The 17,111-nt window shown below is 67.6% G+C and carries 16 protein-coding genes; 11 read left to right on the plus strand and 5 right to left on the minus strand.

Annotated elements, in window-relative coordinates:
• Positions 1-6: 6 nt before the first annotated feature.
• From ABIB58_RS09745 to tdh, 7 genes are all read left to right on the plus strand, one after another.
• Positions 7-1,986 (plus strand): acetyl-CoA carboxylase biotin carboxylase subunit, encoded by a 1,980-nt coding sequence (locus ABIB58_RS09745; protein ID WP_354040623.1) that lies wholly within the window; start codon positions 7-9, stop codon positions 1,984-1,986.
• Positions 1,986-3,368, plus strand: a complete 1,383-nt coding sequence (locus tag ABIB58_RS09750) for a methylmalonyl-CoA mutase family protein (protein ID WP_354040624.1) — start codon at positions 1,986-1,988, stop codon at positions 3,366-3,368. Before ABIB58_RS09745 ends, ABIB58_RS09750 begins: the two co-directional genes overlap by 1 nt.
• On the plus strand, positions 3,365-5,524 hold the full coding sequence (gene scpA, locus ABIB58_RS09755; protein WP_045810127.1) for a methylmalonyl-CoA mutase: 2,160 nt from the start codon (positions 3,365-3,367) through the stop codon (positions 5,522-5,524). Before ABIB58_RS09750 ends, scpA begins: the two co-directional genes overlap by 4 nt.
• On the plus strand, positions 5,521-5,943 hold the full coding sequence (mce, locus tag ABIB58_RS09760) for a methylmalonyl-CoA epimerase (protein ID WP_045810126.1): 423 nt from the start codon (positions 5,521-5,523) through the stop codon (positions 5,941-5,943). The genes scpA and mce overlap by 4 nt, the downstream gene beginning before the upstream one ends.
• A 52-nt stretch (positions 5,944-5,995) precedes the next feature.
• Positions 5,996-6,910, plus strand: coding sequence for a DUF4232 domain-containing protein (locus ABIB58_RS09765; RefSeq protein WP_045810125.1), 915 nt, complete (start codon positions 5,996-5,998; stop codon positions 6,908-6,910).
• Positions 6,911-6,952: 42 nt separating this feature from the next.
• Positions 6,953-8,143 carry a glycine C-acetyltransferase gene (locus tag ABIB58_RS09770; protein ID WP_045810124.1) on the plus strand — a complete coding sequence of 397 codons (1,191 nt, stop codon included), beginning with the start codon at positions 6,953-6,955 and terminating at the stop codon, positions 8,141-8,143.
• Between the two features lie 105 nt (positions 8,144-8,248).
• Complete coding sequence (gene tdh, locus ABIB58_RS09775) at positions 8,249-9,301, plus strand: L-threonine 3-dehydrogenase (protein WP_045810123.1); 1,053 nt, start codon at positions 8,249-8,251, stop codon at positions 9,299-9,301.
• Positions 9,302-9,318: 17 nt separating this feature from the next.
• Here the strand turns inward: tdh and ABIB58_RS09780 are convergent, their stop codons facing one another.
• Positions 9,319-10,341 carry a DNA topoisomerase IB gene (locus tag ABIB58_RS09780; protein WP_354040627.1) on the minus strand — a complete coding sequence of 341 codons (1,023 nt, stop codon included), beginning with the start codon at positions 10,339-10,341 and terminating at the stop codon, positions 9,319-9,321.
• Positions 10,341-10,685, minus strand: a complete 345-nt coding sequence (locus ABIB58_RS09785; RefSeq protein WP_354040629.1) for a hypothetical protein — start codon at positions 10,683-10,685, stop codon at positions 10,341-10,343. The genes ABIB58_RS09780 and ABIB58_RS09785 overlap by 1 nt, the downstream gene beginning before the upstream one ends.
• 91 nt (positions 10,686-10,776) lie before the next feature.
• On the opposite strand from ABIB58_RS09785, the gene rlmJ reads away from it, so the two are divergent.
• Both rlmJ and ABIB58_RS09795 read left to right on the plus strand, forming a co-directional pair.
• Positions 10,777-11,592 (plus strand): 23S rRNA (adenine(2030)-N(6))-methyltransferase RlmJ, encoded by an 816-nt coding sequence (rlmJ, locus tag ABIB58_RS09790; protein ID WP_354040631.1) that lies wholly within the window; start codon positions 10,777-10,779, stop codon positions 11,590-11,592.
• 22 nt (positions 11,593-11,614) lie between these two features.
• Complete coding sequence (locus tag ABIB58_RS09795) at positions 11,615-12,346, plus strand: glutamine amidotransferase-related protein (protein ID WP_354040634.1); 732 nt, start codon at positions 11,615-11,617, stop codon at positions 12,344-12,346.
• Here ABIB58_RS09795 and ABIB58_RS09800 read toward each other — a convergent pair.
• Positions 12,343-13,401, minus strand: a complete 1,059-nt coding sequence (locus ABIB58_RS09800) for a YeiH family protein (RefSeq protein WP_354040793.1) — start codon at positions 13,399-13,401, stop codon at positions 12,343-12,345. The two genes, ABIB58_RS09795 and ABIB58_RS09800, sit on opposite strands and share 4 nt — an antisense overlap.
• Positions 13,402-13,480: 79 nt before the next feature.
• On the opposite strand from ABIB58_RS09800, the gene ABIB58_RS09805 reads away from it, so the two are divergent.
• Positions 13,481-14,356: a LysR family transcriptional regulator gene (locus ABIB58_RS09805; RefSeq protein ID WP_354040636.1), complete on the plus strand. Its 876-nt coding sequence runs from the start codon at positions 13,481-13,483 to the stop codon at positions 14,354-14,356.
• On the opposite strand, the gene hemF is transcribed toward ABIB58_RS09805, so the two are convergent.
• Positions 14,353-15,234 carry an oxygen-dependent coproporphyrinogen oxidase gene (gene hemF / locus ABIB58_RS09810; protein ID WP_354040795.1) on the minus strand — a complete coding sequence of 294 codons (882 nt, stop codon included), beginning with the start codon at positions 15,232-15,234 and terminating at the stop codon, positions 14,353-14,355. The genes ABIB58_RS09805 and hemF overlap by 4 nt on opposite strands.
• A 103-nt stretch (positions 15,235-15,337) precedes the next feature.
• On the opposite strand from hemF, the gene ABIB58_RS09815 reads away from it, so the two are divergent.
• Positions 15,338-16,597, plus strand: coding sequence for a dipeptidase (locus ABIB58_RS09815; protein WP_354040638.1), 1,260 nt, complete (start codon positions 15,338-15,340; stop codon positions 16,595-16,597).
• Here ABIB58_RS09815 and ABIB58_RS09820 read toward each other — a convergent pair.
• The gene (locus ABIB58_RS09820; RefSeq protein WP_185224604.1) at positions 16,588-17,043 is read right to left on the minus strand and encodes a tRNA (cytidine(34)-2'-O)-methyltransferase; all 456 of its coding nucleotides are present in this window, start codon (positions 17,041-17,043) and stop codon (positions 16,588-16,590) included. The genes ABIB58_RS09815 and ABIB58_RS09820 overlap by 10 nt on opposite strands.
• Positions 17,044-17,111 lie beyond the last annotated feature (68 nt).

Here is a 17,111-nt window from a genome sequence, read left to right on the forward strand (position 1 = left end):
TCAGACATGTTCTCCAAAATCCTCATCGCCAACCGGGGCGAGATCGCGGTTCGGATCATTAAAACCTGCCGCAAGATGGGCATCCAGACGGTGCAGGTGTATTCGGAGGCCGACGCCGGGTCGCTGGCGGTCGAGATGGCCGACGAGGCGGTGCTGATCGGGCCGGCGCCGGCGGCGCAGTCCTATCTGCTGGCCGACAAGATCGTCGAGGCGGTGCGCCAAACGGGGGCGCAGGCCGTGCATCCGGGCTTCGGCTTCCTGAGCGAGAACGCCGGGTTCGCGCGGCGGCTGAGAGACGAAGGGATCGCCTTCATCGGGCCGAACCCCGAGGCCATCGAGGCCATGGGCGACAAGATCAGCTCCAAGAAGCTGGCGGCCGAGGCAGGCGTTTCGACCGTGCCGGGGCATATGGGGTTGATCGAGACGCCGGACGAGGCGGTCAGGATCGCGCGTGAGATCGGCTATCCGGTCATGATCAAGGCCTCGGCCGGCGGCGGCGGCAAGGGCATCCGCGTGGCCCATTCGGACGCCGACATGGCCGAGGGGTTTGCGGCGGTGAAGGCCGAGGCGCTGAACGCCTTCGGCGACGACCGGGTCTTTCTGGAAAAGTTCATCGTCGATCCGCGCCACATCGAGATCCAGGTGCTGGGCGACAAGCACGGCCATGTGGTCCACCTGTTCGAGCGCGAATGCTCGATCCAGCGCCGCAATCAGAAGGTCATCGAGGAGGCGCCGAGCCCCTTGCTGGACGAGGCCACCCGCGCCGCCATGGGGGCGCAGGCGGTCGCCCTGGCTCAGGCGGTGAACTATGACTCGGCCGGCACGGTCGAGTTCGTCGCCGGTCAGGACAAGAGCTTCTACTTCCTGGAAATGAACACCCGGCTGCAGGTCGAGCATCCGGTGACGGAGCTGATCACCGGCGTCGATCTGGTCGAACAGATGATCCGCTCGGCCTGGGGCGAGACACTGGCTTTCGAACAGAATGACCTGAAGATCGACGGCTGGGCCATCGAAAGCCGCATCTACGCCGAGGATCCCTATCGCGGCTTCCTGCCCTCGATCGGGCGTCTGGTTCGCTACGAGCAGCCGGAGGAGGGCGAGCAGGACGGCTATGTGGTCCGAAATGATTCCGGCGTCCGCGAGGGCGACGAGATCAGCATGTTCTACGATCCCATGATCGCCAAACTGTGCGCCTGGGGCGAGACGCGTGAGGCGGCGGTCGAGGGCATGGCCCGCGCGCTGGAGGACACCCATCTGTCGGGCCTGGGCCATAATGTGCCCTTCCTGGCCGCGGTGATGGATCAGGACCGCTTCAAGTCGGGCAATCTGTCGACCAGCTATATCAAGGACGAGTTCCCTGACGGCTTCCACGGCCTGAAGCCGACTCAGGATCAGGAGCGGATCCTGATCGCCTCGGCCCTGGCCATGCACGAGGTCATCGCCGAACAGGACGGCGATCCGTCGGACCGCACCGACTGGATCGTGATGATCGACAAGACGCCGCACGGCGTCGGCCTGTCCTATGACGAGGACGAGGAGATGATCCTGACCCTGACGAGCGGGGGCGACATCCGACTGTCGGACATCGACTGGCGGCCGGGTCTGGCCCAGTTCAAGGCCGATCTGGACGGCGAGCCCTTCACCGCCGAGGTCAAGCGCGTCGCCGACGGCTTCGACATCCGCCACCGTGCGGCCAAGGCGCGGGTGCGGGTGCTGCGGCCCCACGTCGCCGAACTGTATGCGCGCCTGCCGGAAAAGGTCGCGGCGGACACCTCCAAAATGGTGTTGTCGCCGATGCCCGGTCTGGTGGTCTCGATTCCGGTGGTCGTCGGCCAGGAGGTCAAGACCGGCGAGACGGTGGCCATCATCGAGGCCATGAAGATGCAGAACATTTTGAAGGCCGAACGCGACGGGGTGGTGAAGGCCGTCGGCGCCAAGGACGGCGATCCGGTGGCGGCGGACGACGTGTTGGTGGAGTTCGGGTGATGACGGGCTTTCCCGCGCCCACGCCGCTGGAATGGCGCGAGGCGGCCCAGAAGGCGCTGAAGGATCGACCCATCGAGTCGCTGATGCATCTCGACGCCGATCAGCTGGTGACGCGGCCGCTGTATGCGGGCGCGACGGGCGTGCAGCCGATCTTCGCCCCTCGTCCGTCCGACTCTGAAGGCCGGGCCTGGGATCTGCGGACGCTGGTGGAGGGCGACGATGCCGAGGCGGTCAACGCGGCCGTCCTGACCGATCTGGAGAATGGCGCGGCGTCGGTGGTGCTGAAGGGGCGGGTGCTGGCGGATTCCGCGCCCTTGGGTCGGGCGTTGGAAGGCGTGGCGCTTGAGTTGGCGCCGGTCGCGCTGGACGCTGGGATCGACGGGCCGGATGCGGCCAACGCCCTGGCGGTCGTCGCCAAGGGGTCTCCGCGCGCCAAGCTGAGATTCCATATGGACCCGGTCTCGGCCTTCGCAGAGGCGGGCGGGGCCCCGCGTTCGGTTGAAGAGCATCTGAGCCTGGCGGCCAATACGGCGGCGCGTCATGCGGGGGCCTATCCGGACGCGACCTTCTTTCTGGCCAGCGGGCGTGTAGCGCACGAGGCGGGCGGTTCGGCGGCGCAGGAGCTGGCCTTTGCGGCGTCCAGCGTCGTGGCGCATGCGAAGGCGGCGGTGGAGGCCGGGATGTCGGTCGAGGCGGCTTTGCGCGGCACCGTCGTCGGCCTGTCGGTCGATGCGGAATATTTTGACAGCCTGGCCAAGGTTCGGGCCATGCGGCTGATCTGGGCCAGCCTGACGAAGGCGTTCGACGTGGATGTTCCGGCGGTTATCGAAGCGCGCTCGTCGCGACGGATGCTGTCGGCGCGCGATCCCTGGCCCAATCTGCTGCGGCTGACGGCGGCGGGGTTCGCCGGCGCGGTCGGCGGGGCGGACGTGGTGGTGCTGGACGGCTTCACCCGCGCCTCCGGGACGTCGGACGCCTTCGCCCGGCGTCAGGCGCGGAACACTCAGCTAGTCCTGATGGAGGAGGCCAATCTGGGTCGGGTCGATGATCCGGCCGCCGGCTCCTGGTATCTGGACGCCCGGACGCGCGATCTGGCCGAGGCCGGCTGGGCCGAGTTCCAGATGATCGAGGCCGAGGGCGGTCTGGTCGAGGCCCTGAAGGGCTCGATCATCCAACCCCGCATCGCGCGCGCTCGCGCCGTGCGCGAGGCCGCGCTGACGAACGGTGCGGCCCAGATCATCGGCGTGACCAAATATGTGGACGCGGACGTGCGGCCGGCGCCGGTCGAGGCGGCCGATGAGGCGGCCGTGCCTGTCGAGCGGGTCTGCGAGCCCCTGTCTCCGATCCGGTTCGCCGCGGCTTTCGAGGAGACGGCTCAATGAGTTTCCCCGATTTCAGCAAGATCGCCCTAAACCTCGATGCGACCGGGCAGGGGCCGACGCGGGATCCTTGGCTGACGCCCGAGGGGCTGACGGTCGAGACCGCCTATGCTCCCGACAGCACGGACGCGCTGGATCACCCGCACGGCCTGCCGGGGTTCGCGCCGTTCGTGCGTGGTCCCTATCCGACCATGTATGCGGGCAATCCCTGGACGATCCGCCAATACGCCGGTTTCTCGACCGCCGAGGAGTCCAACGCCTTCTATCGACGCAACCTGGCGGCCGGGCAGAAGGGACTGAGCATCGCCTTCGATCTGGCGACGCACCGGGGCTATGACAGCGACCACCCGCGGGTGAAGGGCGACGTCGGCATGGCGGGCGTCGCCATCGACAGCATCTATGACATGCGCACCCTGTTCGACGGGATCCCGCTGGATCAGATGTCGGTCTCGATGACGATGAACGGGGCGGTGCTGCCGATCCTGGCCCTCTATGTCGTCGCGGCCGAGGAACAGGGCGTGCCGCACGCCAAGCTGACCGGGACCATTCAGAACGACATTCTGAAGGAGTTCATGGTCCGCAACACCTACATCTATCCGCCCGAACCCTCGATGCGGATCATCGCCGACATCTTCGCCTGGACGGCGCAGGAGACGCCGAAGTTCAACTCGATCTCGATCAGCGGCTATCACATGCAGGAGGCGGGGGCCTCGGCGGATATCGAGCTGGCCTACACCCTGGCGGACGGGATCGAGTATCTGCGCGCTGGCGTCGCGGCGGGCATGCCGATCGACCGGTTCGCGCCGCGCCTGAGCTTCTTCTGGGCCATCGGCATGAACTATTTCATGGAAGTGGCCAAGATGCGCGCCGGCCGCCTCCTGTGGGCCGAGGCGGTCAGGAAAGAGAGCGGGGCCGATCCCAAGTCGCTGTCGCTGCGCGCCCACTGCCAGACGTCGGGCTGGTCGCTGGCCGCGCAGGACGTGTTCAACAATGTGCCGCGCACCATGGTCGAGGCCATGGCGGCGGCGGGCGGCCAGACGCAAAGCCTGCACACCAATGCGCTGGACGAGGCCTTGGCCCTGCCTACCGACTTCTCGGCCCGGATCGCGCGCAACACCCAGATCCTGTTGCAGCAGGAGACGGGTCTGACGCGGGTCATCGATCCCTGGGGCGGCAGCTTCTATGTCGAACGGCTGACGCACGAACTGGCCGAACGGGCGAGGGCCCACATGGCCGAGGTCGAGGCCCTGGGCGGCATGGCCAAGGCGATCGAAGCCGGCATCCCCAAGCTGCGGATCGAGGAGTCCGCCGCCAAGACCCAGGCCCGGATCGACACCGGCCAGCAGACGGTAGTGGGGGTGAACAAATATCTGAACCCTGTCGTCGACGACATTCCGATGCTGAAGGTCGACAATGCGGCGGTGCTGGCGGCCCAGATCGACAAGCTGAAGCGCCTGCGCGCTGAGCGAGATCAGGCGGCGACCGATGCGGCGCTGAACGCCCTGACCGAGGGCGCGCGCAGGAACGCCAACCTGCTGGAACTGGCGGTTCAGGCGGCCCGCGCCAAGGCGACGGTGGGCGAAATCTCCGACGCGCTGGAGGCCGCCTTCGGCCGCCACGTCGCGACGGTCCAGACCGTGTCGGGCGTATACGCCAAGGAGGCGGGGACCGACGCCCGCTTCGCCCGCGCCCGCGAGATGGTCGCGACCTTCGTCGAGAACGACGGCGGACCGCCGCGCATCCTGATCGCCAAGCTGGGCCAGGACGGGCACGACCGAGGCCAGAAGGTGGTCGCGACCGGATACGGCGATCTGGGCTTCGACGTCACGGCCGGCAGCCTGTTCCAGACGCCGTCCGAGGCGGCCCAGGAAGCGGTCGAGAAGGGCGTTCACGCGGTCGGCGCATCGTCGCTGGCGGCCGGGCACCTGACGCTGGTGCCGGAGCTGAAGGCCGAGCTGGAGAAACTGGGCCGGCCCGACATCATGATCGTGGTCGGCGGGGTGATCCCGCCGTCCGACGTTCAGCCTCTGCTCGATATGGGCGCGGCCGCCGTCTATCCGCCCGGTTCGGCCATCGCCGATACGGCGGTCGACCTGATCGAGAAGCTGAACCAGCGTCTGGGTTACGCCCAGCCCGCCCCCGACAAGGACAAGTCATGATCGGCGCCCTGAACCACGTCGGCGTCGCCACGCCCTCCATCGCCGAGTCGATCAAACTGTATCGCGATATCCTGGGCGCTACGAAGATCGGCGAGCCGTTCGACCTGCCGGCGCAAGGCGTGAAGGTCTGTTTCGTCGATACGCCGACGGCCCAGATCGAGCTGATCGAACCCTATGACGACACCAGCCCCATCGTCGGCTTCCTGGCCAAGAACCCGAAGGGCGGCCAGCACCACGTCTGTTTCGAGGTCGCGGACATCCACGCCGCCGTCGCCGAGATGCGCGCCAAGGGCGTGACGATCCTGGGCACGGGCGAACCGCGCATCGGGGCGCACGGGACGCCGGTCGTCTTCCTGCATCCACGCGACATGGGCGGCGTGTTGATCGAGCTGATGGAGACGCCAAAAGCAGGGCATTAAGCGGAGCCTTTGTTCAGGTTGGGCCGTTGAAGGCGAAACCAGAGGACATGACATGATGTCGCACCGCCTGACCGCCTTCGTCGCAATCGCCGCCCTGACCGGCGCCGCAGCCTGCTCGCGCACCGAACCCGAACAGCCCGCCGCGCCGGTCGAGCCAGCGGCCGCGCCTGCATCCGACGCGCCCTCGGTCGGCTATGCCTGCGAAAGCGGCGCGACGCTTCAGGTCCAGTATGTCGACAGCGACAACGCCAGGCTAACCCATCAGAACCAGACCTATGCCTTGCGTTCGGTGCAGGCCGCCAGCGGGGCGCGCTATGTCGGCGGCGGGGTGGAATGGTGGACGGCGACGCGCGACGGGCAGGAGAGCGGCACGCTGAGCCGCCTGGGTCCGGACGGCACCACCGGTGTCGCGGTGCTGGAGCGCTGCTCGCGGCCGATCCCCGGGGCTGATACGACGCCCGGACCGCTGCCGACGCCGAGTCAGACGCCGACCGAGGCGACCGGCGGGGTCTTGCCCGCTGCACTGCCCTGCAAGGGGCCGCAACTGACGCTGGCGGCGGGCGAAGGGGATGCGGGCGCCGGAAATCGGGTCAGCAACTTCAGTCTTCAAAATATCGGAACCCAGGCGTGCAGCCTGACCGGCTATCCGACGGTGACCTTGCAGGACGCGCGGGGGCGCACCCTTTCGTCCATTCGCGCCGAACAGAGTCCCGGAAGCTATTTCCGCCAAGGCCAGGTCCCGACGCCTGTCCAACTGGCGCCCCGGGCCAAGGCCTATTTCGAAATGGCCTGGAGCGTCGTGCCTAACGAAGCCATGCAAAAGACCTGTCCCGACGCGGCCACGATAAAGGTCACGGCGCCCAGCGATACCGCCGCCGTCAGCCTGCCGTTCTCGTTCAGCCCCTGCGGCGGCCGCATTCGCGTCAGTCCGATCCGGGCCGAGGCCAACCCGGCGCCAGCGACCTGAGGCGGGTGGAAACCGATCGAAAATCGGCGTAGGTCGCGGCCCATGACCCAAAGCTTCTACGACCGCGTCGCCGGCGAACTGTCCGAGATCGACGCCCAGGGCCTGACCAAGCCCGAACGCATCATCGCCTCGCGCCAGGGGCCTGTGATCCAGGTCGCCGGACGCGACGTGCTGAACTTCTGCGCCAACAACTATCTGGGCCTTGCCGGCGACGAGCGCGTGACCCAGGCCGGGATGGCGGCGCAAGCGAAGTGGGGCGCGGGCACCGCGTCCGTACGCTTCATCTGCGGCACGCTGGAGATCCACAAAGAGCTGGAAGCGGCCATCGCCGCCTATCTCGGTTTCGAGGACGCCATCCTGTTCGCCGCCGCCTTCGACGCCAACGGCGGTCTGTTCGAGCCGCTGCTGGGCGAGAACGACGCCATCGTCTCCGACAGCCTGAATCACGCCTCTATCATCGACGGGGTTCGGCTGTGCAAGGCCAAACGCTATCGCTTCGCCAACTCCGACATGGACGAGCTGGAGAGCCGTCTGAAGGAGGCTCGCGCGGCCGGCGCCCGCGACATCATCATCGCCACCGACGGCGCCTTCTCGATGGACGGCTATATCGCCAAGCTGGACGAGATCCGGGCGCTGGCCGACAAATACGACGCCCTGATCATGGTGGACGACTGCCACGCGACGGGCTTTTTGGGCCCGCAAGGCAAGGGCTCGTTCGCACATCACGGTGTCGAGGTGGATTTCGTCACCGGCACCTTCGGCAAGGCCCTGGGCGGCGCCATGGGCGGTTTCATCTGCGCGAAGAAGTCGGTGGTCGAACTGCTGAAACAGCGGGCGCGGCCCTATCTGTTCTCCAACGCCCTGGCGCCGGCTGTGTGCGGGTCCAGCCTGGAGGCGATCCGCATCGCCCAAGGGTCGGAAGGCGATGCATTGCGCACCCGCCTGTCGGCCAACGCCCATCGCTATCGCGGGGCCATGTCGGACGCAGGCTTTACCCTGCTGGACGGCGAACATCCGATCATCCCGGTCATGCTGGGCGACGCCAAACTGGCGCAGGATTTCGCGGCCCGTGCGCTGGAGCTGGGCGTCTATGTGATCGGGTTCTCGTTCCCCGTGGTGCCGCGCGGCCAGGCGCGAATCCGCACACAGATGTCGGCGGCGCATACTTTCGATCAGATCGACCGGACGGTCGAAGTGTTCACTCAGGCGGGACGAGAACTGGGCGTCATTTAGCCCCTTTCGCCCGCCATCGACGAAGACCAAGCGGCGAGGAGGCGTGGGGCCTCAGCCGCGGGTTTCGGGATGAACCCGGAGCCGTGATTTCAGGGAGTTGAGACTATGACCGACACGATGAAGGCCCTGGCCAAGACCGCGCCTGGCGTCGGCCTGGACCTGATCGACGCGCCGATCCCCAAGGCGGGACCGGAGGACGTGCTGATCCGCGTGCATCGCACCGCCGTCTGCGGCACCGACATCCACATCTGGAACTGGGACGAGTGGTCCCAGAAGAACGTTCCGACCCCGATGATCACCGGCCACGAGTTCGCCGGCGAGATCGTCGCCATCGGCAAGGATGTGGATCGTCCGCTGAGGATCGGCCAGCGCGTCTCGGCCGAGGGTCACGTCATCGACCTGAACTCGGAAGCCGCCCGCGCCGGACATTTTCACCTGGACCCCAAGACGCGCGGCATTGGCGTCAACCGTCAGGGCGCCTTCGCCGAGTTCGTCGTGGCGCCGGCCTTCAACGTCATCGAACTGCCGGACGACGTGCCCTATGAGATCGGCTCGATCCTGGATCCGTTCGGCAATGCGGTGCACACGGCGCAACAGTTCGACCTGCTGGGCGAGGACGTGCTGGTCACTGGCGCCGGCCCGATCGGCATGATGGCCGCCGCTGTCGCCCGTCACGCGGGCGCGCGCACCGTTGTCCTGACCGACATCAACGACTTCCGGCTGGAGCTGGCGCAGAAGGTCGCGCCGGGCGTTCGCACCGTGAATACGACCAAGGAAGACATTCACGATGTCATGAAGGAACTGGGCCTGAAAGTCGGCTTCGACGTGGCGCTGGAGATGTCGGGTTCGCCCATCGCCTTCAAACAGTGCATCGACACCCTGATCATGGGCGGCGGCATGGCGCTGCTGGGCATTCCCGGCAAGCCGATGGAAACCGACTGGGGCGCGATCATCCTGAAGGCCCTGACCATCAAGGGCGTCTATGGGCGCGAGATGTTCACCACCTGGCGCAAGATGCTGGGCCTGCTGAAGGCCGGGCTTGATCTGAGCCCGCTGATCACCCACCGCCTGGGCTACGCCGACTATCGCGAAGGCTTCGAAGCCATGAAGTCGGGCCAGTCGGGCAAGGTCGTGCTGGACTGGGACAAGGCCGCCTGAGAGACGCGTAACGCTGATCAGACAGCGAGCAGCTGTTTGATCAGCGCTTTTTCGAACCCCTTGGTCTCCGAGCCCGGCAAGGCCTTGCCGATTTCACCGCTTTCGAAAAGGGCGAAGACCTTGGGGTGAACGTACGAGGCGCGGCAGACGGTGGGGGTGTTGCCCAAGAGGCCGGCGACGGCCTTGACGCAGACGGTGATTTTGCGTTTGGCGTCGGTGGGGGAGGTCGGAGCCTCGGTGTCGCGCAGCGCCCGCGCCGCCGAGACGGTGCCGGCCCAGGTGCGGAAGTCCTTGGCCGAGAATTGCTCGCCCATCGCCTCGCGGATGTAGGCGTTCACGTCGTCGGAATCGACCGGGCACAGCGTCCCGTCGGCCGCGCGGTATTTGAACAGCTGCTGGCCGGGCAGGCCTTCCAGCTGTCGCACCACCTTGGCGAGGCGCCGGTCCTTGACGCTGACGCTGTGATCCTTGCCGCTCTTGCCGCGAAATTCGAACGTCAGGGCCGCGCCATCCACATCGATGTGACGTTTGTGCAGGGTCGTCAGGCCGTAGCTGCGGTTCTGTTTGGCGTAGATGGAGTTGCCGACCCGGATCAGGGTAATCTCCAGCAGGCGCACGGCGGTGGCCAGCACCTTGTCACGACAGACGCCGCGAAGGGCCAGGTCATGTTCGATCTTCTCGCGCAGTTTCGGCAGGTTGCGCGAGAAGGCCGGCAGCTTGTCGAACTTGTTTTCGGAGCGGGCCGTGCTCCAGTCGTTGTGATAGCGGTATTGTTTGCGGCCCTTCACGTCCCGGCCGGTCGCCTGGATATGGCCGTTGGCCTTGGGACAGATCCAGACATCGGTCCAGGCGGGCGGAATGGCCAGGGCGCGGATGCGGGCCAGGGTCTTGGCGTCCGTCACGGTCTTTCCCTTGGCGTCGCGATAGGACCAGCCCTTGCCGGCGCGGCGGCGGGTCAGTCCCGCGAACTCGTCGCTGCAATAGCTGAGGCCCTGGGGAACTTCGGCGGCGATGTCGAAGGCGTGCGATCCGTCGGCCATCACCCGTTCGCCTTTTCGAGGCGGTCATGCAGCCGTTTGATCCAGCGCTCGGCCGGGTCGCCGCCCCACAGCAGCCAGGCGATATAGCCGGCCGAAGGATCGGTTCGACTGCCCCAGCCCTTGCCATCCTTATCCACGGTGTGGCGGGCGAAGTAGCTGTAGATGTCCTTGATGTCCTTGTCCGAGACGGGCTTCTGATCCGCCAACTGATGGGCGCGGCGCACGCCGACCTCGGTGCCGCCCCGGTCGTGCTTATCGCGCAGGTCAAGACCGCGCTTGGCCTGGGTCGCGACGCCCTTTGGCGGCGTGCGCTGCGCGTCGGTGAGGGTGGTTTTGGCGGCCATCGCATCTTTCCGTACAAGGACTTGGGCCGAACGCCGTGTCTGGCGCGCGAGTTCCGCTTGACCGCGCGGGCCGGGCGCGAGACGAGGCGGCATGAATTATCGCCACAGCTTTCACGCCGGAAATTTCGCCGACCTGGTCAAGCACGCCCTGGTGCTGTGGCTGATGAAGACGCGGCAGGCGGCGGGGCCGCTGACGGTGTTCGACACCCATGCGGGGGCGGGGCTGTACGATCTGTCCGGCGATGGCGTGCGGTCGAAGGAAGCCGAGGCCGGCGTGGCGCGGTTGATATCCGCCGAGGGGCGGACGCCGCTGATGGACACGCTGGCGGCCGAGGTCGCGGCGCTGAATCCCGATGGCGGGGCGCGGTTCTATCCGGGGTCGCCGTTGCTGATCGCGGACGCGCTGACGCCTGGCGGTCGCTATGTCGGGTTTGAGCTGAACCCGCCGGTTCGAGCCCTGCTGGCCGAGGCGCTGACGGGGCGCGCGGATGCCGAAGCGCGCGAGGGCGACGGCTATGCAGCGGTAGTGGCGGAGGCGGCGACAGTGCGCGGGCCGCTGGTGCTGATCGACCCGCCGTTCGAAAAGCCCGACGACTATATTCGCTCGGCCGAGACTGCGATTTCGGTGGTGAGGCGCGATCCGGAGGCGACGGTGGCGATCTGGACGCCGCTGAAGGATCTGGAGACCTTCGACGGCTTCATCCGGCGGCTGCAGGGCAAGGCGGGGCCGACACTGGTCGCCGAAGCGCGGCTGAGGCCGCTGACCAATCCGATGAAGATGAACGGCTGCGCCATGGTGGTGGTCAATCCGCCGGCGGGCGCGGAAGCGGCCGCGAACGAGATCTGCGGCTGGGTCGCGGGGGCGCTGGGGGAAGCGGGCGGACGGGCGGAGGTCTGGACCTTCTGACCGCAGTCACTAGGTTAGTCGCATGACGCGCATCGCCATTCTGGAAACCGGACACCCGCCGGAGCATCTGAAGGACGATTTCGACGACTATCCGGCGCGGTTCCGGGCCCTGCTGGGCGAGGGCGTGCCGACGACGCGGTTCGACGTGCAGTCGGGGCATCTGCCCGAGGATCCGTCGGTCTTCCAAGGGGCCATCGTCACAGGGTCGGCGGCGGGGGTCTATGACGATCTGCCGTGGATCCCGCAGCTTATCGATTGGCTGAGGGCGGCGCGGGGGCGGACGCGGCTGGTTGGCATCTGTTTCGGGCATCAGGCGCTGGCCCATGCGTTCGGCGGGGTGGTGGAGAAGTCGCACAAGGGCTGGGGCGTCGGGCTGCACCGCTATGACGTGCGCGAGGATGCGCCGTGGATGCATCCGCGCGCGCGGACGATCGCCATTCCCGTGTCGCACCAGGATCAGGTCGTCGCGATTTCGGACGATGCGCGGGTGATCGCGTCCAGCGGCTTCACGCCCTACGCCGGCCTGGCCTGGGGCGACGATGCGATCTCGTTTCAGTGTCACCCGGAGTTCCAGCCGGACTATGCGGCGGCGCTGATAGAGGGGCGGCGTGGGGCGCGCATCCCGCATGATGTGGCGGATCAGGCGATCGACAGTCTGAAGCGGCCCAACGACCGGGCGGTGCTGACGGCCTGGATCCGCGCCTTCCTGCTGCTGACGCCGCCGCCGGTCGAGGACTACGGCAGCGGGATTTAAAGGCCCAGCAGCCTGATTAGCGCCAGCGCCAGCACGACCAGGGCGCCCAGCGACAGGATGACGGCGGCGACGACGCGGCCGCCGGCGCGGGCGACGGCGCGGATGTCGGTCTGGAGACCCAGGGCGGCCATGGCGACGACGGTCAGCAGGCCCGAGGCGGCGGCCATGGGCGCCAGTGCGGCCTGCGGAATCAGGTCAAACGAGCGCAGGCCGATCATGACCAGGAAGCCTATGATGAACCACGGGAGCAGGCGCGATAGCCCGGGCTTTGCGGCGCCGGGCGCGCGGTCACGGAAGATCAGCGACAGGGCGAGGATGATGGGACCGAGCATCAGCACCCGCACCAGCTTGACCACCGTGCCGGTTTGCGTGGCAAGGGCGCCGAAGGGCGCGGCGGCGGCCAGAACCTGCGGCACCGCATAGACGGTCAGACCGGCCAGGGCGCCGTACTGCAGGCCGTTCAGATGGATCAGGCCACCCAGCAGGGGCAGGGCCAGGACCACGATCACGCCGAGCACGGCGGTGAAGGCGATGGAGGCGGCGACCTCTTTCCCGTCGGCGTCGATGACGGGGGCGACGGCGGCGATGGCGGAGTTGCCGCAGATGGCATTGCCGCAGGCGACCAGCAGGGCCATGCGCGGGTTCAGACCCAGGGCGCGACCGACGCCGAAACCGACGACGATGGCGAGCGCGACCAGGGCGAAGATGCCCAGGACGAAGCCGACGCCCAGCGACGACAGGGTGGCGGCGCTGACCGAGGCGCCGAGCAGCACCACCGCGACCTCCAGCAGGGTCTTGGCCGAGAAGTCGATCCCGGCCTTGAACCGCGTATCGGGCGTCCAGGCGGTGCGGACGGCGGCGCCCAGCAGGATGGCCAGCACCAGCGGCTCCAGCCAGACATGGCCGATCACGTCGCGCTCGATGCTGGTCAGACCGATGCCCGCCAGCGTGACCAGCAGGCACAGCAGGACGCCGGGCCGGATTTTGCGCGCAAACGCCGTCGTCGACGCCAAAGTAGGCGTTTGAAAGGGAGCGGGCAGGGCGGCGGACTTCATCGTCAAGCGTGATGCGCCGGCCCTCGACGGCGGTCCAACGGATAGTTATGGTCGTTTCAATCCGATTTGGAGATCAATCGTGACTTTGGAGCGCCTACGCATCTTCGTCGCGGTGGCCGAGCGCGAGCATGTGACGGCGGCGGCGCGGGCGCTGAACCTGACCCAGTCGGCCGTGTCGAACGCCGTCGCCGCTCTGGAAGCCGCGCATGACGTGCGACTGTTCGATCGGATCGGGAGGGGCGTCGTGCTGAACGAGACAGGGCGCGCCTTTCTGCCCGAGGCCAAGGCGGTGCTGGCGCGAGCGGCGGCGGCCGAGGCGGCTCTGGCGGACATGAGCGCCCTGCGGCGCGGGCGTCTGGCGGTGTTCGCCAGCCAGACCATCGCCAGCTATTGGCTGCCGCGCCGGCTGGTGGATTTCCACACGGCCTATCCCGGCGTCGAACTGGCCGTCGAGATCGGCAACACGCGCGAGGCGGCGCAGGCGGTGCTGAGCGGCGCCGCCGAGATCGGCCTGGTCGAGGGAGCGGTGGACGAACCGGCCTTGTCCCAGGTTCAGGTGGGGTCGGACCGGCTGGCCGTGCTGGTGACGCCGGACCATCCGTGGGCGACGCGACGTCGGCTGGAGGCGAAGGATCTGGCGGGCCAGCCGTGGGTGTTGCGCGAAGTCGGATCCGGCACACGATCGACGCTGGAGGCGGCGGTGCAGGACATGGGGGTCGATCCCGCGACCCTGTCGGTGTCGATGACCCTGCCGTCGAACGAAGCCGTGCTGGCGGCGGCTGAGGCGGGGGCGGGGGCCACGGCCCTGTCGGAAAGCGTGGCCTATGCGTCGGTGGCCGCCGGGCGGCTGGTGACGGCGCCCTTCACCCTGCCGGAGCGCCCGTTCCGCCTTTTACGACACCGCGAACGGTATCGCAGCCGGGCCGGCGACGTGTTCGTCGAAGCGATGGGCTAGGGCCACTTCACCACCGGCGGCATGGACGACAGGATCGAGTCGACGTTCCCCCCCGTCTTCAAGCCGAACATGGTGCCGCGGTCGTAGAGCAGGTTGAACTCGACATAGCGGCCCCGGCGGATCAGCTGTTCCTCGCGCTCTTCGGCCGTCCAGGGTTCGGCCATGCGGCCGGCGACGATGCGGGGATAGACGTCCAAAAAGGCCAGGCCGATGTCGCGGGTGAAGGCGAAGTCGCGGTCGTAGTCGCCGCTGTCGTGATGGTCGTAGAAGACGCCGCCGGTACCGCGCGGCTCCTTGCGATGGGGCAGGTAGAAATACTCGTCGCACCAGGCCTTGTATTTGGCGTGCCAAGTCGGGTCGTGGGCGTCGCAGGCGGCCTGCATGGCGGCGTGGAAGGCGACGGTGTCGGGGTGATCCTGACGACGATCCGCCATCAGCACGGGCGTCAGGTCGCCGCCGCCGCCGAACCAGCTTTTTGTCGTGGCGATGAAGCGGGTGTTCGTGTGAACGGCCGGAATGCGCGGGCTGACGGGATGGCAGATCAGGCTGATTCCCGTCGCGAAGAAGCGCGGATCGACGTCGGCGCCGGGCACGGTCTTGGCGTAGTCCGCGGGAAAGGCGCCATGCACGGTCGAGACGTGGACGCCGACCTTTTCGAACAGGCGGCCGTGCATCATGCCCATGACGCCGCCGCCGCCCTCGGGCCGTTCCCATGCGGTGCGGACGAAGCGGCCGGGCTCGCCGGGGAACAGGTCGGCGGGGGCGGCATCCTCCAGCGCCTCGAAGGCGGCGTGGATGCGGTCGCGCAGATGTTCGAACCAGGCGCGGGTCTCGACCTTCTTCAGGTCGAGCGGATCGGAGAAGACGGCGTCGCTCATGGCGCGCTTGAACCACGTCGCGGCGGCGGCGTCATCCGGACAGGTTGTCATAAGCAGAATCGCGGGCGCTAATGGCCGTCTGCCGTTTTCAGGAAGCCCGCCCATGATCCGCCGTCTCGTCTCTGTCGCCGTCGCCTCGCTCGCGCTGGGAGGGGCGGTCCAGGCCCAGGACGCCGATGAGGCGCGAGTGATGCAGATCTTGAAGACCACGCCGCTGATCGATGGGCACAACGACCTGCCGTGGGCGCTGCGACAGCAGTACGGGAATAACGTTTACGCCGTTGATCTGACGAAGAATCTGGCGGCTTCGACCAAGTTGCATACGGACATCGCGCGCCTGCGGGCAGGGGGTGTCGGAGGGCAGTTCTGGTCCGTCTATGTGCCCGCCAGCCTGACGCCGCTGGAGGCGGTCGAGGAAACCTTTGAGCAGATCGATACGGCCAAGCGCATCATCGCCGCCCACCCCGACACCTTCGGCCTGGCGACCACGGCGGACGAGGTGGATGCGGTGTTCAAGTCGGGTCGGATCGCCAGCCTGATCGGGATGGAGGGCGGCTATTCGATCGACGATTCCCTGGCCCTGCTGCGTGAATTCTACCGCGCCGGCGCGCGCTACATGACGCTGACCCACTCCAAGACCACGACCTGGGCCGACAGCGCGACGGACGCGCCGAAGTGGGGCGGGCTCAACCCGTTCGGCGAGGCGGTGGTCAAGGAGATGAATCGGCTGGGCATGATGGTCGACTTGAGCCACGTCTCCGAGGAGACGATGTTGGACGCCATGCGCGTGTCCGATGCGCCGGTGATCTTCTCCCATTCGTCGGCGCGGGCGGTGACGGATCATCCGCGCAACGTGCCGGATCGGGTGCTGCGGATGATGCCCCAGGACGGCGGCATCGTGATGATCAACCTGGCCCCCGGTTTCGTGTCCGAGGCGGTGCGGGTCTGGAACGGGGCCAAGGCGGGCGAGGAGGCGCGTCTGAAGACCCTGAACCCCGGCGATCCCGGCGCGGTCGAGGCCGGACTGACGGCCTGGGCCGCCGCCAATCCGACGCCCCAGGCGACCCTGGCCGACGTGGTGGCCCATATTCAGCACGTGCGCGAAGTGGCGGGCATCGATCATGTCGGCCTGGGCGCCGACTTCGACGGCATCGGCAGCCTGCCGGAAGGCATGGGGGGAGTGGACGCCTATCCGCGCATCCTGGCGGCCCTGATGAAAGCCGGCTGGACCGAGGCTGACATCCGCAAGATCGTTGGCGAGAACCTGCTGCGGGTCATGCGGGCGGTCGAGGCCGTCGCGGCGTCAAAGGCCGGCGAGCGGCCGTCGATGGCGCGGCTGGAGCCCGCTTCGGCTCAGAACTGACCGACCCCGCCCGTCTGCCGCAGGCCTTCCCAAAGGGCGATTCCGGCAGTGACCGACAGGTTCAGCGAGCGGGCGTCGGGTCGCAGCGGCACGACGACACGCGCGTCGGCGGCAGCGTGGACATAGTCCGGGGCGCCGGCGCTTTCCTTGCCGAACAGCAGGGTGTCGTCAGGCTGGAAGACGAAATCGGGCAGGGGCGTCGCGCCCTTGGTCGTCAACAGCACCAGCCGCCCGGCCGGACGATCCGCCTGGAAGGCCTCCCAGTCGGCGTGGCGGGTCATGTGGGACAGCGGGCCGTAGTCGAGGGCGGCGCGCTTCATGGCGCGATCGTCGAAACGGAAGCCCGTCGGCTCGATCACATGCAGATCGACGCCAAAACAGGCCGACAATCGGATGCAGGCTCCGACGTTCTGAGGAATGTCCGGTTGAAAAAGGGCGAGACGCATTCTAAGGCCTGACATACGCGCGGCGAGGGGGTTTGTCGCGGTCTGTTTGCGAGCGTTTCGCAAGAAAC

This window comes from Brevundimonas sp. UYEF29 (assembly GCF_040546195.1).
GTDB lineage: Bacteria > Pseudomonadota > Alphaproteobacteria > Caulobacterales > Caulobacteraceae > Brevundimonas > Brevundimonas huaxiensis.